15 protein-coding genes and 1 CRISPR repeat array are annotated in these 19,662 nt (G+C 68.3%); of the genes, 8 read left to right on the top strand and 7 right to left on the bottom strand.

All coding sequences use genetic code 11. The features are described 5' to 3' along the window. Position 1: 1 nt before the first annotated feature. The gene (gene csb2, locus ALSL_RS01160; protein ID WP_126535866.1) at positions 2–1,609 is read left to right on the top strand and encodes a type I-G CRISPR-associated protein Csb2; all 1,608 of its coding nucleotides are present in this window, start codon (positions 2–4) and stop codon (positions 1,607–1,609) included. A 3-nt stretch (positions 1,610–1,612) separates the two neighbouring features. Here csb2 and ALSL_RS01155 read toward each other — a convergent pair whose 3' ends face one another. Together ALSL_RS01155 and ALSL_RS01150 are read right to left on the bottom strand one after the other, a co-directional pair. Beyond that, entirely contained in the window at positions 1,613–1,981 is a 369-nt protein-coding gene (locus ALSL_RS01155) for a PIN domain-containing protein (protein WP_198410664.1), read from the bottom strand. Further along, positions 1,978–2,274 carry a ribbon-helix-helix protein, CopG family gene (locus ALSL_RS01150; RefSeq protein WP_161970911.1) on the bottom strand — a complete coding sequence of 99 codons (297 nt, stop codon included), beginning with the start codon at positions 2,272–2,274 and terminating at the stop codon, positions 1,978–1,980. The genes ALSL_RS01155 and ALSL_RS01150 overlap by 4 nt, the downstream gene beginning before the upstream one ends. 28 nt (positions 2,275–2,302) lie before the next feature. Here ALSL_RS01150 and cas4g/cas1g point away from each other — a divergent pair, with 28 nt between their 5' ends. Together cas4g/cas1g and cas2 are read left to right on the top strand one after the other, a co-directional pair. Next, positions 2,303–4,048 carry a CRISPR-associated endonuclease Cas4g/Cas1g gene (cas4g/cas1g, locus tag ALSL_RS01145; RefSeq protein WP_231700256.1) on the top strand — a complete coding sequence of 582 codons (1,746 nt, stop codon included), beginning with the start codon at positions 2,303–2,305 and terminating at the stop codon, positions 4,046–4,048. After that, positions 4,048–4,338, top strand: coding sequence for a CRISPR-associated endonuclease Cas2 (gene cas2, locus ALSL_RS01140; protein WP_126535862.1), 291 nt, complete (start codon positions 4,048–4,050; stop codon positions 4,336–4,338). Before cas4g/cas1g ends, cas2 begins: the two co-directional genes overlap by 1 nt. Before the next feature lie 222 nt (positions 4,339–4,560). Continuing rightward, positions 4,561–6,770: direct repeats of the CRISPR family, unit length 36 nt; unit sequence GTTATCCGGGGCATTTCGCCCCGGCCTCATTGAAGC. 59 nt (positions 6,771–6,829) lie between these two features. On the opposite strand, the gene ALSL_RS01135 is transcribed toward cas2, so the two are convergent. Both ALSL_RS01135 and ALSL_RS01130 read right to left on the bottom strand, forming a co-directional pair. Further along, positions 6,830–9,280 (bottom strand): acyl-CoA dehydrogenase, encoded by a 2,451-nt coding sequence (locus ALSL_RS01135; RefSeq protein WP_425478998.1) that lies wholly within the window; start codon positions 9,278–9,280, stop codon positions 6,830–6,832. 36 nt (positions 9,281–9,316) lie between these two features. Next, a complete protein-coding gene (locus tag ALSL_RS01130) occupies positions 9,317–10,156 on the bottom strand; it encodes an alpha/beta fold hydrolase (protein WP_231700255.1) in 840 nt (279 codons plus the stop codon). A gap of 138 nt (positions 10,157–10,294) precedes the next feature. Here ALSL_RS01130 and ALSL_RS01125 point away from each other — a divergent pair, with 138 nt between their 5' ends. After that, positions 10,295–10,873 (top strand): TetR/AcrR family transcriptional regulator, encoded by a 579-nt coding sequence (locus ALSL_RS01125; RefSeq protein ID WP_126535859.1) that lies wholly within the window; start codon positions 10,295–10,297, stop codon positions 10,871–10,873. Between the two features lie 47 nt (positions 10,874–10,920). On the opposite strand, the gene ALSL_RS01120 is transcribed toward ALSL_RS01125, so the two are convergent. After that, positions 10,921–11,775: a hypothetical protein gene (locus ALSL_RS01120; protein WP_126535857.1), complete on the bottom strand. Its 855-nt coding sequence runs from the start codon at positions 11,773–11,775 to the stop codon at positions 10,921–10,923. Between the two features lie 300 nt (positions 11,776–12,075). Between ALSL_RS01120 and ALSL_RS01115 the strand changes: the two genes are divergently transcribed. Continuing rightward, entirely contained in the window at positions 12,076–14,937 is a 2,862-nt protein-coding gene (locus ALSL_RS01115) for a bifunctional diguanylate cyclase/phosphodiesterase (protein ID WP_231700254.1), read from the top strand. A 30-nt stretch (positions 14,938–14,967) separates the two neighbouring features. On the opposite strand, the gene hslO is transcribed toward ALSL_RS01115, so the two are convergent. Next, on the bottom strand, positions 14,968–15,861 hold the full coding sequence (gene hslO / locus ALSL_RS01110) for an Hsp33 family molecular chaperone HslO (RefSeq protein WP_231700253.1): 894 nt from the start codon (positions 15,859–15,861) through the stop codon (positions 14,968–14,970). Between the two features lie 100 nt (positions 15,862–15,961). Here hslO and mtgA point away from each other — a divergent pair, with 100 nt between their 5' ends. The 3 genes from mtgA to ALSL_RS01095 all read left to right on the top strand — a co-directional run bounded on the left by mtgA (position 15,962) and on the right by ALSL_RS01095 (position 18,257). Then, positions 15,962–16,672: a monofunctional biosynthetic peptidoglycan transglycosylase gene (mtgA, locus tag ALSL_RS01105; protein ID WP_126535851.1), complete on the top strand. Its 711-nt coding sequence runs from the start codon at positions 15,962–15,964 to the stop codon at positions 16,670–16,672. A 58-nt stretch (positions 16,673–16,730) separates the two neighbouring features. Further along, positions 16,731–17,660, top strand: coding sequence for a glycosyltransferase family 2 protein (locus ALSL_RS01100; protein WP_126535849.1), 930 nt, complete (start codon positions 16,731–16,733; stop codon positions 17,658–17,660). 168 nt (positions 17,661–17,828) lie between these two features. Then, the gene (locus tag ALSL_RS01095) at positions 17,829–18,257 is read left to right on the top strand and encodes a CBS domain-containing protein (RefSeq protein WP_126535847.1); all 429 of its coding nucleotides are present in this window, start codon (positions 17,829–17,831) and stop codon (positions 18,255–18,257) included. 9 nt (positions 18,258–18,266) lie between these two features. Here ALSL_RS01095 and ALSL_RS01090 read toward each other — a convergent pair whose 3' ends face one another. After that, a complete protein-coding gene (locus ALSL_RS01090; protein WP_126535845.1) occupies positions 18,267–19,529 on the bottom strand; it encodes an NTP/NDP exchange transporter in 1,263 nt (420 codons plus the stop codon). Positions 19,530–19,662: the final 133 nt, after the last annotated feature.

Below are 19,662 nucleotides of genomic sequence, written 5' to 3'. Positions count from 1 at the left end.
CGTGCCCACCCTGTGCTTGCGCTTTCCCGGGCGGCGTTACCACGCCACGCCGTGGGGGCACCACGTCAACGAAGGGTTGGTGGAATGGCCGCCGTCACCCTGGCGGCTGCTGCGCGCCCTGCTGGCCACCGGCTATGCCAGGCTGCACTGGCCGGCCGACGGACCGCCACCGGTGGCACGCGCGCTCGTCGAAAAATTGGCGTCCGTACCGCCGCGCTATCGCTTGCCGAACGCCGTCGGCACCCACAGCCGGCATTACATGCCGCTGGCGCGCTTCAAGAACGGCCGCGAAGACACCACGCTGGTGTTCGACACCTGGGCGCAGGTGGATGCGGGCGAACTGGCCGTGCATTGGCCGGTTGAGCTGACAGCCGATGAGACGGCGGTGCTGCAGGAGCTGGCGCACGCGCTCGGCTACCTTGGCCGGTCGGAAAGCTGGGTAGAAGCGCAGCTCGCGGACGCCGGCGATGCGCAGACGTTCCCGGTCTTTGCCGGCGAAGCAGCCGACTGCCCCGGCCGCGGCTGGGAACAGGTGCCCCTGCTGGGCCTGCAGCCGGCCGCCGAGTATGCCCAGTGGCGCATTGGGGCACTGGCAACGGCGTGTGCCGACGCCGGCATCGATCCGCACAAACCCAAGCTGGCCGCCAAAGAGAAGAAAACACTCGCCGAAGTGGAGCAGAGCCTGCCAAAGGACCTCATCGCCTGCCTGCAGGTGGATACCGCTTGGTTGCGGCGCCTGGGCTGGAGTCAACCGCCGGGCACCTGCAAGCTGTTTTATTGGCGGCCGACCACCTGCCTCGAAGCCGGTGCGCCCAAACCACGCCCCTCGGCGCGCAAGGCGCCGGCGGTGTCCTGCATGCTGCTTGGCCTGTCCACGTCCAGCACCAGCCGCGGCAGCTTGCCGCGCATCGAGCGCGCGTTGCCGCAAGGCGAGCGGCTGCACCGCTTGCTGGTAGCGCAGGCTGCGCGCCTGTCCGGTCATTCCAGGGTGCTCAGCGGCTGTGACGAACATCGTCAGCCGCTCACCATGCCGCACCAGCATGCGCACCTGATCCATCTCGATCTCGACGCCGATGGGCACCTCGACCACGTCTTGATCTGGGCGCCGATGGGACTCGATGCCGAAGCCCAGGCGGCCGTGCGCGCAACCCGCCGCAGCTTCATGAAAGGCGGCGCCGGCGAATTGCGGCTGACGCTGGCGGGCCTGGGTGAGCTCGACGATTTCGCCCGGCTGCCGGCGCCGTTTGACGCGGCAATCGAGGCATTGTCAGGTGGCGCGGGAGCGCTGCGCTGGCGCTCGTTCACGCCCTTCGTTCCGCCGCGCTACCTGAAACCCCGCGGACGCAACACGCTGGCGGGGCAGGTGAACGCGGAGCTTGCCGCGCGCGGCCTGCCGCCAGCGATCGAGGTCAGCGTGCTCGATCCCCATCAGGACGAGCAGGCTCGCCGCGCCCGGCACTTCAAACGGGTTCGTGCCGGCGGTCCGCCACCCCCACAGGACGTGGGTTTCGTCCTGGAGCTGGGATTTGCTCAACCGGTGCGCGGCCCGCTCGCACTGGGTTATGGCTGCCACTTTGGCCTGGGCGTGTTCGCGGCCGTTCCTGACTGAGCCTCATACCGTGTACGGCACCTGCACCTTGAAGTCCGGCCCGCTGCGAAAGTCGCGCGTGTTGCGCGTCACCAGCGTGAGCTCGTGGCCGGCGGCCAGTGCGGCCTGCAGGGCGTCGGGCAGTTTCAGGTGCAGGCGTCGGCGCAGCCGCGCGGCGAGGTCTGCGGTGTCGGCCGTGATCGGCAGCGCCGGGAACAGGTCCAGCAGTTCCCTGGCCAGCGGCACGTCCGCGTCGTCGAAGCCGGCCAGCACCTCGGCGCGCGTGATGACCGACACCGCGCAGGCGCTGGCATGTTCGGCCAAAAAGCGCGTTGCCGGCGCAATGCCGTTCAGGTGGTCGATGACGATGACCGAATCGAGCAGGTACTTCACTCCGTCCGGTTCCATTCGTCGCGCAGGCGTCGTTGCCAGGCGAGCCCATCGCCCTGACGCCACAGTCCGGCGGTGCGTTGCAGCACGTCCGCCAGATCCGGCCGGCCGCGGTTTTGCTCGCGCAGGCGAAAGCTGCGCACCGCCTGTCGCACCAGCTCGGTCATCGGCTGCTTGCGCCGGCGGGCTTCCTGGTCGAGCCAGGCTTTGTCTTCCGGGTCCAGGTTGACGAGGGTTTTTGGCATGGCTTTAGGATATCCAAAAAAGACGATAACGATATCGCGGTCATCGTGCACGCGGCAATTCCCACTACGGTGAACCGCTTTGGCCAACCCCGACGATCCGTCCGACGCCCCGCCCGCCCCGCAAAACCTGCAGGGCGAACTGCCGCTGCCGTTTCCGGAGTTCTCCGGCGATCTGCCGCTGCTGCCGGCGCGCATGGTCAACGAATTCCAGTACTGCCCGCGTCTGGCGTACCTGGAATGGGTGCAAGGCGAATGGGCCGATTCGGCCGACACCGTGGACGGGCGCTACCGGCATCGGCGCGTGGACGTGCCGTCCGGCGATCTTGCCGACCCGGCCGACACCGAGCCCGACGCCCGACAGCACGCGCGCTCCATCACGCTGTCGTCCAATCGCCTGGGCCTGATCGCCCGCATGGACATCGTCGAGGCCGACGGCGACCTCGCCACGCCGGTGGACTACAAGCGCGGCAAGCGCCCGCACGTGGCGCGCGGCGCCTACGATCCCGAGCGCGTGCAGCTGTGCGTGCAGGGCCTGATCCTGGAAGAACACGGCTTTACCGTGCCGGCCGGCGTGCTCTATTACGCCGAGAGCAAGGAGCGCGTGCGGGTGGAATTCGACGACGAACTGCGCGCGCTCACGCGCAGCGCCGTCGATGGCCTGCGCCACATCGCCGCCGGTGGGCACGTCCCGCCGCCGCTGGTGGACAGCCCCAAATGCCCGCGCTGCTCGCTGGTCGGCATCTGCCTGCCGGACGAGGTGAACTTCCTCGCGCGCATGACCGAGCCGCCGCGGCCGCTCGCCGTGCCGCGCGAGGAGGCGCTGCCGCTGTACGTGCAGGCGCGCGGCGCCAAGGTGAGCAAGAGCGGCGAGACGCTCGAAGTGTTCGTCGAGGACCAGAAAGTCGCCACCGCGCGCCTGGGCGAGACCTCGCAAGTGGTGCTGCAGGGCGGCGTCTACCTCACCAGCCCGGCGCTGCACGAACTCATGGCGCGCGAGATTCCCGTCACCTGGCTGTCGCACGGCGGCTGGTTTCTGGGGCATACCATCGGTCTTGGCCACAAGAACGTCGAGATTCGCACTGCCCAGTACCGGGCGAGTTTCGACGAACGGCACTGCCTGCGTCTGGCGCGCGGCTTCGTGGCCGCCAAGGTTCGCAACGCCCGCACGCTGCTGCGGCGCAACTGGAAGCGCGGCGAGCCGCCGGCGAATCTGCTCGACGAATTCCGCCGCGACATCGAACAGGCCGAGCGCGCTACCAGCCTGCAGACCCTGCTCGGCGTGGAGGGCAACGCCGCCGCGCGCTACTTTCGCCACTTCCGCGACATGCTGGGCAGCACCGACGGCATGAGCGCGAGATTCGATTTCGAAAAACGCAACCGCCGCCCGCCGGCCGATCCGGTCAACGCGCTACTTTCCTACGCTTACAGTCTGCTCGCGCGCAGCGTGAGCGTGGCCGTCACCGCGGTCGGCTTCGACGTTTATCGCGGCTTCTATCACCAGCCGCGCTACGGCCGTCCGGCGCTGGCGCTCGATCTCATGGAACCGCTACGGCCGCTGATCGCCGACTCGGCCGTGATCATGGCCATCAACAATGCGGAGGTCCGGCCAAGTGACTTTCTATCCGTCGCGGGTGCCGTGTCGCTCACGGGCGACGGGCGCAAGCGCTTCATTGCCAGTTTCGAGCGGCGCCTGTCACAGGAAGTGACGCACCCGCTGTTCGGGTATCGTGTCAGCTACCGCCGCCTGCTGGAACTGCAGGCCCGCCTGCTGGCCCGCCACCTGCTGGGCGAAATTCCCGAATACCCCAACTTCACCACCCGCTGATGGACGAGCACCTGTACATCGTCACCTACGACATCGCCGACGAAAAACGCTGGCGCGCGGTGTTCAAGATCATGAAGGGCTACGGTGAATGGCTGCAGCTGTCAGTATTCCAATGCCGTCTGTCACCGCGGCGCCATGCCGAGCTGATCGAACTGCTCACCGGCGCCATCAATCACCGGCAGGATCATGTCCTGCTGATGAATCTTGGGCCCGCGGACAAAGTCGATCCACGCGTGGTGAGCTTGGGCAAAAATTTCCAAGCCATAGACAAAGTGCCATTGATCATATGATGGGGTATTGAGGACACCATCTTGCCGCAGCAACGCGAGCACTGCGGTGATGAGAAGATTGCCGGGGACCGCTCGCACGATGTAGCTCATTGAAAAACAAGCTTATAATGATCTTGGATGAAATCCTTGGCCATTGGAGAAGGCCACCCGTCCGTCCATCTGGCGGAGCGCTCGCAACGGCTCGGCGGATACGGCCTGGTGTAAGGCCTCTCACATGTGGCTATTATCCGGGGCATTTCGCCCCGGCCTCATTGAAGCGACCCATCGGGCCGCGACACCGCCATCAAATGCAAAATTATCCGGGGCATTTCGCCCCGGCCTCATTGAAGCCTGCGGCCATTGCGGCCGATCCATCCACCCGGTCTCATTATCCGGGGCATTTCGCCCCGGCCTCATTGAAGCTACGCGGCCCGTGTCAGTCTCCAGCCCAAACTCGCCATTATCCGGGGCATTTCGCCCCGGCCTCATTGAAGCCGTGACGTCATCTCGGAGCAACACGCCAGGCATCGGCATTATCCGGGGCATTTCGCCCCGGCCTCATTGAAGCCGATCACGGGCGGCACGCCCGTTCCCGCCGACCAACATTATCCGGGGCATTTCGCCCCGGCCTCATTGAAGCCAGGCCCGCTAACTACCAAGCATTTGCGGCCGTGCGAATTATCCGGGGCATTTCGCCCCGGCCTCATTGAAGCCGCTCGGCGCGCCGGCGGTCGTGGTAGGCCGCCGCTGTTATCCGGGGCATTTCGCCCCGGCCTCATTGAAGCTTCATATCCATTAGAATCTTTAGAATGGATTAGCTTTCGTTATCCGGGGCATTTCGCCCCGGCCTCATTGAAGCGCTGCCGAGATGTTCCAGGAGGCGATGGCATACGGCCGTTATCCGGGGCATTTCGCCCCGGCCTCATTGAAGCAACTTCGACGCGCGCGCCCTGCCCGTCCGGCACGCAGTTATCCGGGGCATTTCGCCCCGGCCTCATTGAAGCACGTAGTCGGCACACGCTTTGCGCGCGACCGTCACCGTTATCCGGGGCATTTCGCCCCGGCCTCATTGAAGCATGTTCGTGCCCTCAGTCCAGAAATTCAGAGCCCGGGTTATCCGGGGCATTTCGCCCCGGCCTCATTGAAGCCTCGGCCGCGTCTTGAGGCCGAGGTGGCGCGCGGCGGTTATCCGGGGCATTTCGCCCCGGCCTCATTGAAGCGCGTAGCCGCTGCATCTCCGCGCGCCGCTTCGGAGGTTATCCGGGGCATTTCGCCCCGGCCTCATTGAAGCGACGCGCTGACCGAGATGGAGGACCAGACCGGTCAGGTTATCCGGGGCATTTCGCCCCGGCCTCATTGAAGCACACCCTAGGCCGATGGCCCTAGAATGCGACTCCAGGTTATCCGGGGCATTTCGCCCCGGCCTCATTGAAGCTACAGCACCCCCACGCTGATGCCGAACCGCTGGCACGCCTGGTTATCCGGGGCATTTCGCCCCGGCCTCATTGAAGCTGAGTTCTAACTTTGGAGCATCGCCATGTCCGCCAAGTTATCCGGGGCATTTCGCCCCGGCCTCATTGAAGCATGTTCTCCAGTTGTGAGTGTGCGCCCGCCCTTCGGGTTATCCGGGGCATTTCGCCCCGGCCTCATTGAAGCACATTCTAGGCCATCGGCCCTATGATGTGCTCCAAGGTTATCCGGGGCATTTCGCCCCGGCCTCATTGAAGCATGGGTTCTGACGCATGGCCCGCTGCCCCTATGCCGGGTTATCCGGGGCATTTCGCCCCGGCCTCATTGAAGCAGGGGAGCACCGCGCCCCCGCTGGCGCGCGGCGTCGTTATCCGGGGCATTTCGCCCCGGCCTCATTGAAGCCGCGCGGCCGTCACCTCCTGCGACGCGCGAGACGTCGTTATCCGGGGCATTTCGCCCCGGCCTCATTGAAGCGCCGTCAGTTCGTCGGCGATGTCCACGGTCTCTGATGTTATCCGGGGCATTTCGCCCCGGCCTCATTGAAGCAAAGACATTGTTGTCACTCCTTCGGTCGGGCCGCCGCAGTTATCCGGGGCATTTCGCCCCGGCCTCATTGAAGCCGCTGCAAAATCGCCCGCCACATCAACGGCCGTCTAGTTATCCGGGGCATTTCGCCCCGGCCTCATTGAAGCCAAGACGCGCTACACGCCGACCGGCACCGAGGCGGTGTTATCCGGGGCATTTCGCCCCGGCCTCATTGAAGCTCTTCCTGCCCCTGCTTCTTGTTCGTAGCCTTACCGCCGTTATCCGGGGCATTTCGCCCCGGCCTCATTGAAGCTAATCGGGCGAAGACGTCCATGGGGACCGTCAGCTCGTTATCCGGGGCATTTCGCCCCGGCCTCATTGAAGCCCCCTCCCAAACCGTGACATGTCCAGATGACACACACGTTATCCGGGGCATTTCGCCCCAGCCTCATTGAAGCGCGGAATCGGACGCATCGGCGGCTGCGGCGATCGCGGCCGTTATCTGGGGCATTTCGCCCTACGCCGCCTCGCCGCGCGGTTTTCCTGCCCGCAAATCCTCGGTGTCGAAATCATCCACTGCGATGAACTCGCCGCCGGTTTCGCGGACGCGCTGCAGCAGGTCGTATTCGGTGCGATCGATGAGGCCGCGGTCGAGCGCCGCGGCCAGTTGCCGGTCGGCGTCGTGGGTGTCGATGACGCCACTCTTGACGGCCTTGACGAGCTTGCGTTCGACCGGCTCGGCGGCGATCACGTCGGGCAGCAGTGCGTTCAGGCGGCCCACGGTGTTGTTGGGCGTGGGCGTCAGGTACAGCCAGTCGAGCAACCGGTCCCGCGCCTCGTTGGGGGCGGTGAGCAGCGCCGCCACGCGCCGACCCAGGCGGTCCGACGGCGGCACCTCGCGACGGCCGAGCGGAAACACCAGCACGCGCAGCAGCCAGGCCACCGGACGTACCGGGAAGTTGCGGATGGCCCCGTCCAGCGCGTTCTGGGTCAGCCACATGCTTTCGTGGAAGGCCCAGGCCAGCAGGGGCCGCTCGGCCTCCGGCCGGCCGGCGTCCTCGTAGCGCTTGAGCATGGCGCTGGCGATGAAGAGATGGCTCAGCACGTCGCCCAGGCGGGCGGAGAGTTTTTCCTTGAACTTGAGCCGACCGCCGAGCACGGCCATGAAGACATCGGCGGTCAGCGCGAGCGCGGCGCTGTAGCGGTTGAGTTTCCTGAAATAGCGGCGGGTGTAGGCATCGCCCGCCGCCGCGCCCAGACGGCCACCGGCCAGGCCCATGACGAAGCTGCGCACGGCGTTGGAAAGGACGAAACCCAGATGGCCGAACAGTGCGCGGTCGAAGGCTTGCAGGCGGCGACCGGGCTCGGCGATGTCGAGCGCGGCGATTTCGTCGAGCACGTAAGGATGGCAGCGGATCGCCCCCTGGCCGAAGATCATCAGGCTGCGGGTCATGATGTTGGCCCCTTCCACGGTGATCGCGATCGGCACGCTCTGCCAGCCGCGCCCGGCGTAGTTCTTCGGGCCGAGCTGCACGGCCTTGCCGCCGTGCACGTCCATCATGCAGCCGGCGACCACGCGCGCCCATTCGGTGGCGTGGTATTTGGCGATCGCCGAGGACACCGCCGGCTTCTCGCCGCGGTCCACCGCCGCCGCGGTGGCGCGGGCGAGCGCGATGCCGGCATAGGTGAGTCCACCGATGCGGGCGAGTGCTTCCTCCACGCCTTCGAAGCGAGCGATGGACAGCCCGAACTGCTTGCGCAGGCGGGCGTAGGCGCCGGTGGCCGCGCAGGCCAGCCGCATCGAGCCGGTGGCCGAGGACGGCAGCGAAATGGCGCGTCCCACCGACAGGCACTCGACCAGCATGCGCCAGCCGTGACCGGCCATGGCCGGGCCGCCGATCAGGGCGGACAGCGGCACGAACACGTCCTTGCCGTGCAGCGGACCGTTCTGGAACGGGATGTTGAGCGGAAAATGGCGCCGCCCGATGACCAGCCCCGGCGTGTCGCGCGGGATCAGCGCAAGGGTGATGCCGAGATCCTCCGTCTCGCCGAGCAGGTGGTCCGGGTCGTACAGCCTGAAGGCCAGGCCGATCAGCGTGGCCACCGGCGCCAGGGTGATGTAGCGCTTGTCGAAGGTGAGCCGCATGCCGAGGGTGTCCACGCCATCGACGCGCTGCCGGCAGACGATGCCCACATCGGGAATCGAGGTGGCGTCGGAGCCGGCCTGCGGGCCGGTCAGCGCGAAACACGGGATCTCCTCGCCCACGGCCAGGCGCGGCAGGTAATGGTTCTTCTGCGCCTCGGTGCCGTAATGCAGCAGCAGCTCGGCCGGTCCCAGCGAGTTGGGCACAGCGACGGTGGAGGCCAGCGTGCAGGACATGCCGGCCAGCTTCTGCAGCACCGCCGAATGGGCCAGCGCCGAGAAACCGAGGCCGCCGTAGGCCTTGGGAATGATCATGCCGAAGAAGCGCTCGCGCTTCAGGAAGGCCCACACCTCCGGCGGCAGGTCGGCGAGCTCGTGGGTGATCTGCCAGTCGTCGATCATCGCGCCGAGCCGCTCCACCGGCCCGTCCAGGAAGGCCTGCTCCTCGGCGCTGAGCGCGGGCGCGGGCTGGCCGAGCAGCGCGCGCCAATCGGGCCGGCCGGAAAAGAGCTGTCCCTCGAAGCCCACCGTGCCGGCCTCGAGCGCGGTCTGCTCGGTCGCCGAAAGCCGCGGCATCGCACGCGCGAAGAGCTTGAGCAGCGGCGCACTGACGAGCCGCTGCCGCGCGAGCGGCCACAGCAGCAGCACGGCCGCCAAGGCCTCGAGGCCGAGCAGGATCAGGGTCGGCGCTTGCGCGTGGACCAGCGCGCCCGCCGCCAGCGTGGCGAGCATCACAGCGGCGACGCCCACGGCAAGAGGCCACCGGTGATAGGCGCACAGCGCCACGACCAGCACCAGGATCGACACCAGCAGCAGCACGGACATCGGCAGTTTTCCTCGCAGGGTCAGTCGGAGAAGCGATCAGGGCCGGGCGGCCCCGTCGAGCGTATCGATGAAGGCGCCGATCGCCGCGGTGAAGTCGTCGTTGGCATCACCCGCCAGCATGTGCGTGGCGCCGGGCACCTCGACGTGCCGCGCATGCGGCACCAGCGCCAGGAACTCCGCCACCGTGGCGCGCGAGACCACGTCGCTGCGCGAACCGGAGAGCAGCAGCACCGGCACCGCCACCCGCGCGGCGGCGGCGAGCAGCCGCGGCTGGTGCCGCGCGCTTTCCTGCGCCAGGCCGGACAGCAGGGCCGGATCCCAATGCCAGCGCAGGCGGCCGTCCTCGCCCCGGCGCAGGAGCGGCCTGAGCTGATCCTCGCGCTTGCGTTCGCGCCGCTGCGGCAGATAGGCGGCGATGCGGTCGGCCGCCTCGGCGTAATCGGCGAAACCGTCCGCGTGGGCCTGCATGAAGTCGAGGATGCGCGCCACGCCGCTGCTCTCCCAGCGCGGGGTGATATCCACCAGCACCAGCGCGCGAAACGGCGCTGGCCGCAGCTCGCCGGCCAGGAGCAGGCCGAGCAGGCCGCCCATGGAGGCGCCGATCAGGATCGGCGGCTGCGGCTGCCGCCCCGCGATCTGCCTGAGGTCGGCGGCGAACTGCTCGAGCGCGTAGCCGCCGCCAGCGACGCGGCCGCTTTCGCCGTGGCCGCGGCTGTCGAAGCTCACGCAGCGATGGCCGCGCGCGGCCAGGGCCGCCGCCGCACCGCGCCAGGCCAGACGCGTCTGTCCCAACCCGTGCGCGAACAGCACGGCCGGCGCGCCATGCGGCTGCCAGATCTCGCCCGCCAGCGGCAGGCCGTCGGCGGCGGTCTCCATGAAAGGTTCGGACGCAAGATGCACCATACGCTTGAGTATGGATTGGCTGCGAAGGCGGCGTCAACCAACACGGCCCGCGATCACCACGCCTCGCTGCGCACCGATTGCAAAGCCGCGCGCCGGGACTACCATGCCGGCATGAACGCGAGCGCCAAACCCGAACGCAGCCGCCTGTCCGCCGAAAATTGGGAAGACGCCGCGCTGGAACTCATGGCCGAACAGGGCGTGGGCGCGCTCGCGGTGGAGGCGCTGGCCCGGCGTCTGGGCGTCACCAAGGGCAGTTTCTACTGGCATTTCCGCACCCGCGAGGCCCTGCTCAAGGCCGCGCTGGAGCGCTGGGAGCAATACGGCGAACGCGAGGTGATCGCCCAGATCGAAACCATCGCCGACCCGCGCGTGCGTCTGGTCGAACTGTTCCGCCGCGTCGCCCACGAGGTGCAGCCGCACAAGGTGTACGCGGCGCTGCTCAAGGCGCTGGACCATCCGCTGGTGGTGCCGGTGATGGCGCGGGTCTCGCAGCGGCGCACCGAGTTCCTCACCACCGCCTTCCGCGAGGCGGGGCTGCCGCCCAAGGAGGCGCTCAACCGCGCGCGGCTCACCTATGCCGCCTATGTCGGCTTCCTGCAGCTCCATTTCACCCTGGGGCTGCCGCGCATGAGCCACGAGGACTTCGAGGCCTACGTCGAGCACATGATCGGCACGCTGATTCCGGCCTGAAAAACCGTGGCGGCCCAGGTCGCAGGTCAAGGCCGGCGATGGGTGCTCTAAAGATCCTGGTGATACTGCACGTAGGGCGTGCGCGATTGATCCGGCTCGGCGCCCACCGGACCGTTGGCCGGGCTACCGGAGGACCACAGGTTCTGCGCGCCGATGCTGATCTCGCCCTGCCAGGGCAGGCGCACGGTCACGCCGAGATCGATGCTGTTCCAGCGCCGGTCGATGCTGCCGTTGCCGGGAATGCTCGGACGCAGCGTGCGCCCGACGATGGCGCCGCTCAAGGGACCGTGGTCCACGCCGAAGCTCACCGTCTTCTGATCGAGCACGTTGGTGCCGAGCAGATTGCCGGGCAGCAGCCGGATGCGGCCCACGCTGGCCCCCAAGTCGATGCCGCTGCGGGCATCCAGGGCGAAGCGACCCTGGGCGTTGAAATGGGTGCTGCCGTCGAATTCGCTCAGTCCGCCGACGCCCGGCACACCCGGCAGCACGCGCGGCAGGACCGGCACGCGCGGCGCGTCGGTGGTGCTCACGGAGAGGTCCATGCTGTAGCCGTCGCCGTGATAGGTGGCGCCGACGTCGTTGCTGTAGAGCGTGAGTGGCGAGCCGATCCACTGCTGGCGGCCGACGCCGGCATGCAGCTGCAGATGGTTGTCCAGGCCGTAGTTGAGGCTGGTGACGGTCGCCGGACCCATGCCGACCACGCCGAGCGGCAAGGGCTGGCGGGCGCGCTCGAAGGCATCGCCGGCATCGTATTGATTGGCGGTCAGGCTGAAGCTTTGTCCGCCGGCGCTCTGCCACAGCGGCTCGGCGTAGCCGCCGGCCAGGGCGGGCGTCGGCGCGGGGGTCGTCTGCAGCGCGACCTGGGCCGGCGGATGGGCCGCCGAGCGCGGACGCGCGGCCATGACGGGCCCTGCCGCGGCGAGCGACACGCAGGTCAACGCAATGAAGGGCCCAAGACGACGCATACGAGCTACCCGCAGTACTCCGGCGGCAAACGACTTCCTAACATTCCGGCATCGTAACGCATTTTACTTTTATATAACAACGGTCGATGACCGGCGCAAGACAAGATGCCGCGCCTGCTTCGACCGCCGGCGGCGCCGTCCGTTCCCACCGCGCTATCGGCAAGGGCCCGGCTTGGCTATAGTCACGCGCCATTGCCAATGGGGAACGCCATCTTGCCGACAGGTCCCGCGCCGCCCGTGAGTCTGCTTCGCCCGGTCAGTGCAGGCTGGCAGCCGACCGTGCTGCGCGATGCCGTGGAGCAGCTCTTTGCCGCGCCGGACGCCGCCAGCGTGGTGGAGATCTGCGAGGCGATGGTGGCCGAATGCGGCATCGCCGGCCGCCTGGACTGGCGCATGCCGGACGAGGCGCCGCCCGCGCAGGGGCTGGATCTGGCCGAAGACGCGCACGGTCTGCGGGTGCTCAGCCTGCACTGGGAGGGCGAGCCCCCGCACCCGGCCGTGCGCGAGCTCCTCACCTGGTTCGGACGCCTCGCCAGCGTGCGCCTGCGCCAGCAGAGCGAGACCAGCCGGCTGTACGAGGCGATCTCGCGCCTGGCCCTGGCCGAGCGCCTGCAACGGGCGCTGTACGCGATCGCCGAACAGGCCGCCAACGTGCACACCGACATGGCGCAGATGCTGCGCGAACTGCACGGCATCGTCGGCAGCCTGATGTATGCAGAAAACTTCTACATCGCCCTGTACGACGAAGCCCACGACAGCGTGCGCTTTCCGTACTACGTGGACACCGTGGACACCGCCCCGCCGGCGCCGGACGTGCGCATTCCGCTCAAGGAGCTCGAACACAGCCTGACCTGGCACCTGCTGAGGCGCACCCAGCCGCTGATGGGCTCCTTCGAGGAACTCGCCGCACAGCTGGAGGAGCGTTTCCAGCCGATCGGACCGGCCTGCACCTATTGGCTGGGCGTACCGCTGCTGCGCGACCAGCGCACCGTGGGCGCCATCGTGGTGCAGAGCTACCGCGCCGACACGTTCTATACGGCGCAGGACGGCGAGCTGCTCAATTACGTGGCGCAGCACATCCAGGCCGCGCTGGAACGCCGCCAGGCGCAGACGGAACTGGAGCGCCGCGTGGCCGAGCGCACCGCGGCGCTGCGCGAGACCAACCGCGTGCTGCGCCAGCAGGTGCTGCAGCGCCAGCGCGGCGAGCGGCTGCAGGCGGCACTGTTCCGCATCGCCGAGCTGGCCAACCATTCCGAGAGCCTGGACGACTTCTACGCCGAGGTGCATCGCGTCATCGGCGGGCTGCTGTATGCGCGCAACTTCTATATCGCGCTGCTCGACGAGGCCACCCAGCTGCTGACTTTCCCCTACTCGGTGGACGAGATCGACAGCAACCGCGCGCCGCGCCGCCACGGCCGCGGCGTGACCGAATACGTGCTGCGCCACGGCAAGCCCCTGCTGGCCGCGCCCGCGGACATCGAGCAGCTGGTCGCCCAGGGCGAGATCGCGCATGTCGGCGCCACTGCGGTGTGCTGGCTCGGCGTGCCGCTCAAGGCCGGCGGCCGTTCGGTCGGCGTGCTCGCGGTGCAAAGCTACAGTTCCGAACACACCTACAACACCCGCGACCAGGAACTGCTGACCTTCGTCGGCTACCACGTCGCCAACGCCCTGCAGCGCAAACACAGCGCCGAATCGCTCAAGCAGGCCTACACCAGCCTGGAACGCCGCGTCGCCGAGCGCACCCGCGCGCTGGCGCTGGCCAACCGCGACCTGCGCGAGCAGATCGCCGAACGCGAGCGCGTGGAACGCCGGCTCAAATACGAAACCCTGCACGATTCGCTGACCGGCCTGCCCAACCGCACCCTGCTGCTGCAGCGGCTCGAACAGGCGCTGCAGCGCTACCAGGCCAACCCGCTGGAGCTGTTCGCGGTGCTGTTCATCGACCTCGACCGTTTCAAGGTCATCAACGATTCGGTCGGCCATCTGGTCGGCGACGACCTGCTGTTCCAGGTCGGCGGCCGCGTACGTGCGTGCCTCAAGACCCGCGACGTGGTCGCGCGCCTGGGCGGCGACGAGTTCGCCGTGCTGCTGGAAGGCATCCGCGACGCCGGCAATGCGCGCCAGGTCGCCGAGCGCATCATCGGCGAGCTGCAGGTGCCGTTCCGGCTCGGCGCCAAGGAGATCTTCACTTCGGCCTCGATCGGCATCGCCCTGCCCAGCCCGCACTACCAGCGCGCCGAGGAGCTGCTGCGCGACGCCGATGCGGCGATGTACAACGCCAAGGACCAGGGCCGCCACCGCGCCGCCCTGTTCGACGACCGCCTGCGCCGCGAGGCGCTGTCGCTGCTGGAGATGGAAGGCGATCTGCGCCGCGCGCTGGCACGCAACGAGTTCGTGCCGTTCTACCAGCCGGTGGTGGCGCTCGCCGACGGCCGCGTGGTCGGCTACGAGGCGCTGCTGCGCTGGAACCATCCCGAACGCGGCCTGCTCGCGCCCGGCGAATTCCTGGCGGTGGCCGAGGAAAGCGGTTGCGCGGAGAGCATCGACCGGCAGATGTTCACCCAGGTGATGACGAAGCTGCCGGCGCTGGCCGGCGCGAACGGTTTCGTCAGCATCAACGTGTCCGCCCGGCATTTCCGCCTGCCGGACTTGGACAGCCGTCTGCTCGACCTCTTGCGCCGCCACGGCGTGGCGCCGCGCAGCCTGCGCGTGGAGGTGACCGAGAACGCGCTGCTCGACAACCCCGCGCAGGTCAAACGCATCCTGGAGAACCTGCGCACGCACGGCGTGGGCATCGCGCTGGACGATTTCGGCACCGGCTACTCGTCGCTGAGCTATCTGCACCAGTATCCGTTCGACACGCTCAAGATCGACCGCTCCTTCATCAACGGTCTGCCCGATCACGGCGAGAACCAGTCGGTGGCGGTGGTGCGCGCGATCCAGGTGCTGGCCGACTCCATGCGCATGCAGGTGATCGCCGAGGGCATCGAGAACGAGCACCAGCGCAGGCGCCTCCTGGAACTCGGCTGCCGCTATGCGCAGGGTTTTCTGTTCGCGCGCCCGCAGCCGGCCGAAGTCTGGCTCGAAGGCGCGCCCTGAGCGACCGGTCGGGCGGTCGGGCGGTCGCCGTCACTGCAGCGTATCGCTGCCCTCGGCGCCGCCGCTCAAGAGGTGCTCGGCATCGATGCGGTCGAAGTGGTAGCGCGTGGCGCAGAACTCGCACGTCACCTCGATCTCGCCGTCGTTGGCGGCGAGCGCGGCCTCCACCTCTGCCGGCCCTAGCGCGCGCAGCACTGCCTCTACCCGTTCGCGGCTGCAGCTGCAGCCGAAGGCCAGCGGCCGCGGCTCGAACAGGCGCACCGATTCCTCGTGGTAGAGGCGATAGAGCAGTTGCTCGGGCGTGGTCGCCAACAGCTCCGCATCGCCCAGGGTGGCGGTGAGCTGCAGCACGCGGTTCCAGCCGTCCTCGTCGACCGGCACGTCATGGCCGCCCTCGCCCGGCAGCTGTTGCAGCAGCAAGCCCACCGCATGCGCATCGTCCGCAGCCAGCAGCAGCCGCGAGGGCAGCTGCTCGGACTGGGCGAAATAGCCTTCCAGGGCACCGCCCAGGTCCGCGCCACGCAGGTCGATCAGGCCCTGGTACCGCTGACCGCGCTCGGCATGGCCGATGGTGATCGCCATCACCGCCTCGGGCAGCGCGGAAAGATCGAGCGCCGCCGGCAGCGGCTCGTCCCAGCGGGCAAGACCGCGCAGACGGCCGCGCTCGGTGCACTCGGCGAACAGCAGCCGCAGCGGGCCGCCGCTCTTGAGTTCGATCGACAGCGCGCCTTCGAACTTGATGTTGCCGGTGAGCAGCGCGCTGGCGGCCAGCGACTGGCCGAGCAGCTCGCGCAACGCCTCCGGATAACCGGCACGGCCGGCCACCGCATGCCAGGCCGACCCCAGTCGCACCAGCGCACCACGCACGCCGGCGCGCTCCAGCAGGAAACGGTGCAGTACGTCTTCGCCCAAAGTCGTTTTCAAGGCTTGTCCATCCTCATGCTTGCAGGTGCTGATAGATGGGGCCTGTCCGTGTCCGCCGCAATGGCTATGCTGGCCGCCATCTTCCCCTGACCGGTATGCCATGCCTTCGTTGCCACGCCGTCTGCTGCGTACTTTCATCGTGCTGATCGCGGCATGGTTCGGCGTGTCGGTGCTCGTCGTGCTGGTGCTGCGCTTCGTGCCGCCATGGACCTCGGCGATGATGATGGAACGGCGCGTGGCCGCGGTGCTGCACGGCGAGCACGACTTCACCCTGCACTACCGCTGGACGCCTTGGAACGAGCTCTCGCCGTGGGTGCCGCTCGCCATGATGGCGGGGGAGGACCAGAAGTTCCCGTTCCACCACGGCTTCGACTTCGACGCCATCCAGGATGCGCTGGATGCCGCCGACGAAGGCCGCCGGCTGCGCGGCGCCAGCACGATCAGCCAGCAGGTGGCCAAGAACCTCTTCCTGTGGAACGGGCGCAGCTTCGTGCGCAAGGGCCTGGAAGCGTACTTCGCCGTCCTGATCGAGACGCTGTGGCCCAAGCGGCGCATTCTGGAGGTGTACTGCAACATCGCCGAGCTGGGCGACGGCATCTACGGCACCGGCGCGGCCAGCGCGGCGTTCTTCCGCGTCCCGCCCGGCCAGCTCGGTCCCGAACAGGCGGCCCGGCTGGCCGCGGTGCTGCCCAATCCGCGCCGGCTGCATGCCGACCGGCCGAGCCCCTACGTGCTGCGGCGTAGCGCCTGGATCCTGCGCCAGATGCAGCACCTCGGCGGCCCGGCCTACCTCGCGCGTCTGGACCATTGATCGCAAGCGCGCGGCCGCTTTTGGCTAGCATGCCGCGAGCCTTGCCTCGGGAGTGCGCATGACGCAACTGACCATCGTCGTCCCCGCCTACAACGAGGCGGCCGTGCTCGAACGTTTCCATCGCCGGCTCGCCGCGGTGCTCGACCGTCTGCCGCTCGCCTGCACCGTGCTCTACGTCGACGACGGCAGCACGGATGCGAGCTGGGCGGTGATCGCCACGCTCGCCGCGCACGATGCGCGGGTCGGCGCGATCCGGCTCTCGCGCAACTTCGGCAAGGAGGCCGCGCTCACCGCCGGCCTCGACCAGGTCCGCGAGGGCGCGGCGGTGGTGATCGACGCCGACCTGCAGGATCCGCCCGAACTCATCCCCGAGCTCGTCGCGCGCTGGCAGGCCGGCGACGACGTGGTCTACGCCACGCGTCGCGCCCGCGCCGGCGAGAGCTGGTTCAAGCGCTTCACCGCGGCGGCGTTCTACCGGCTGATGGAGCGCCTCGCCGAGACGCCGATGCCGCGCGACACCGGCGATTTCCGCCTGCTCTCGCGACGCGCGCTGGACGCGCTCGCCCAGCTGCGCGAACGCCAGCGCTTCATGAAGGGCCTGTTCGCCTGGATCGGCTACCGGCAGAGCGCGGTGTACTACGACCGCGCCCCGCGCGAGGCCGGCCGCAGCCAGTGGAACTACTGGCGCCTGCTGCATCTGGCGGTCGAGGGCATCACGTCGTTTTCCACCGCGCCGCTCAGGCTCGCCACCTGGGCGGGCTTGGCCGCCGCGCTGCTGGCTTTCGTCTACGGGCTGTGGGTGCTGACCAAGGCGCTGCTCTACGGCGACCCGGTGCGCGGCTACCCGACCCTGATGCTGGTCATCCTGTTCCTGGGCGGCATGCAGCTCTTCGCCCTGGGCGTGATCGGCGAATACCTGGGCCGCAACTATGCCGAAAGCAAGCGCCGGCCGCTGTATTTCATCGAGGAATCGCGTCCGCCGCGCTGAACAGCCGCACCGCCCTTGCGGTCCGCGGCCCATCGCAAGGATGTGGCCTGGCGCATGCGATGGACCCGGCAAAGCACGGCGATCCTGCATGCCCACAGCCTTAAGGACGGCGCTAGACTCGCCCTTAAAGGGGCGGCGCCCAAGCCGCGGTGAATGGGAGCAACGACTATGCGTCAGGTGAGGCATCTACTGCAAAGCAAGGGCAACGCGGTCTATGCGGTCGCCCCGGAAACGCCGGTGCTGGAAGCGCTCAGGCACATGGCCGAGGCCGGGGTCGGCGCGCTGCTGGTCATGCGCGGCGAGACCCTGGTCGGCGTCATCTCCGAACGCGACTATGCGCGCAAGGTGATCTTGAAGGGCCGCGCCTCGGCGCAGACACCGGTCAACGAGATCATGAGCAGCCCGCCGGTCACGGTGACGCCCGAATACGACGTCCTGGAATGCATGCGTCTTTGCACCGACAGCCGTATCCGCCATCTGCCGGTGGTGGAGAACGGGCGCGTGGTCGGTGTGGTCTCGATCGGCGATCTGGTCAAGGCGGTGATCGATGAGCAGGCCGAGCAGATCGACACCCTGCAGCGCTACATCACCGGCTGAACCCGCGCGTCAACGCGCCATCGGCGCCGGCGCCACCGGCGGCTCGGGCGACAGGTCGGGTGCGTGGGCGGCGCGGCGCGCCACCCACGCGCTCAAGGCCGACACGCCGACGCCCGTCACCGCCATGCCGGTGACAGCGACGCCGAGGGCGGCGAGCAGGTTGACGGCGCTGGTGACCACCACGTCGCCGAAACGCCAGATCGCCGTCTCGACGAAGTTCTTGCCCTTGTAGCGGGTCTCGCGCGGCACGCGGGTGTAGAGCGCATCGGCCGCCGGCTTGGTCATGCCGTAGGCGAAACCGCGCGAACCGACCATGACGATGGCGAGCACCGGCACCGCGACGCCGGCCAGGGTGACAGTCCCGCTGCCGAGCACGGCGAGCAGGATCAGCAGCGCCACGTTGACCAGCGCCGGCACCACCAGCCCCCAGCCGGGACCGCGGCGGACCAGCACCCAGCGCGTGAGGGTGAGCTGCAGCGCCGCGCCGAGCAGGTTGGTCGCCAGGTCCAGGCTGTTGTAGAAATCCGTGCGCGCCACGCGGTCGGCGTAATGCGCCTTGGCGTAGTCGGCGAGCAGGGCATAGATCAGCGTGCCGATGCCATCGCCCAGCACCATCAGCACGGCCATCGCGCGCAGGAACGGACGCGTCCAGAGCTCCTTCACCCCGGCCCAGAGCGAACCGCCGATCACCTCGGCGTTGCGGGCGCGCTGCGCGCCGTCCTCGGCCAGCCGAAGCAGCAGCAGCAAGGCCGTGAGCAGCGCCGCGGCGGAGACCAGCAGCAGCGGCGCGACACCGAGCGCATGCACCAAGAGGCGCGTCAGCAACGGCCCGAAGATCGCCCCGCCCATGCCGCCCAGCGCGATCAGCGAGAACCGCTCGCGCGCCGCATGGCTGTCGAACACGTCGGCCATGAAGCTCCAGAACAGCGAGACCACGAACAGGTTGAACACGCTGACCCAGACATAGAACACCAGCCCCAGCGCCAGCGCGCCGATCTCGTCCTGCACCATGAAAGCCGGCACGAAGGCGATCAGGCAGACAATGAAAAAGCTGTAGCTCGAGGCCAGCAGGCGCTTGCGCGGATACCTGGCGACCAGCCCGCCGAACAGCGGCGTCAGCAGCAGCATGACCAGGAAGGTGGCGCCATAGAACAGCGGCAGCGGCCGCGAACCGAGCGCGCCGCTCAGCTGATCGCGCACCGGCCGGATCATGTAGTACGAGGTCATCAGGAAGAAGAACGCGAGCGCCGCGATGGCGGTCGTGCGCTTCATGGCACTGTGGGCAGATACGACACTCACCCTCGAAGACCCGTGGCTGGCGGGGATGCCAGCGGGCAAGCCTAGCAGCCCGCGCACGCCGGCCCGATCTTCCGCACTCAGCGCCGCGCGACATGAGGGTGCGCGC

This window comes from Aerosticca soli (genome assembly GCF_003967035.1).
Classification (GTDB): Bacteria; Pseudomonadota; Gammaproteobacteria; order Xanthomonadales; family Rhodanobacteraceae; genus Aerosticca; species Aerosticca soli.
The sequence above is the reverse complement of the archived record's forward strand: the minus strand, read 5'-3'. Positions and strand labels throughout refer to the sequence as shown.

What these genes read in the sequence shown, in the direction of transcription:
- cas2 (WP_126535862.1), top strand. Translation starts at nt 4,048, where the DNA reads ATGGACGAGCACCTGTACATCGTCACCTACGACATCGCCGACGAAAAA.
- ALSL_RS01135 (WP_425478998.1), bottom strand. Translation starts at nt 9,280, where the DNA reads ATGTCCGTGCTGCTGCTGGTGTCGATCCTGGTGCTGGTCGTGGCGCTG.
- ALSL_RS01130 (WP_231700255.1), bottom strand. Translation starts at nt 10,156, where the DNA reads ATGGAGACCGCCGCCGACGGCCTGCCGCTGGCGGGCGAGATCTGGCAG.
- ALSL_RS01125 (WP_126535859.1), top strand. Translation starts at nt 10,295, where the DNA reads ATGAACGCGAGCGCCAAACCCGAACGCAGCCGCCTGTCCGCCGAAAAT.
- ALSL_RS01120 (WP_126535857.1), bottom strand. Translation starts at nt 11,775, where the DNA reads ATGGCCGCGCGTCCGCGCTCGGCGGCCCATCCGCCGGCCCAGGTCGCG.
- mtgA (WP_126535851.1), top strand. Translation starts at nt 15,962, where the DNA reads ATGCCTTCGTTGCCACGCCGTCTGCTGCGTACTTTCATCGTGCTGATC.
- ALSL_RS01100 (WP_126535849.1), top strand. Translation starts at nt 16,731, where the DNA reads ATGACGCAACTGACCATCGTCGTCCCCGCCTACAACGAGGCGGCCGTG.
- ALSL_RS01095 (WP_126535847.1), top strand. Translation starts at nt 17,829, where the DNA reads ATGCGTCAGGTGAGGCATCTACTGCAAAGCAAGGGCAACGCGGTCTAT.
- ALSL_RS01090 (WP_126535845.1), bottom strand. Translation starts at nt 19,529, where the DNA reads ATGAAGCGCACGACCGCCATCGCGGCGCTCGCGTTCTTCTTCCTGATG.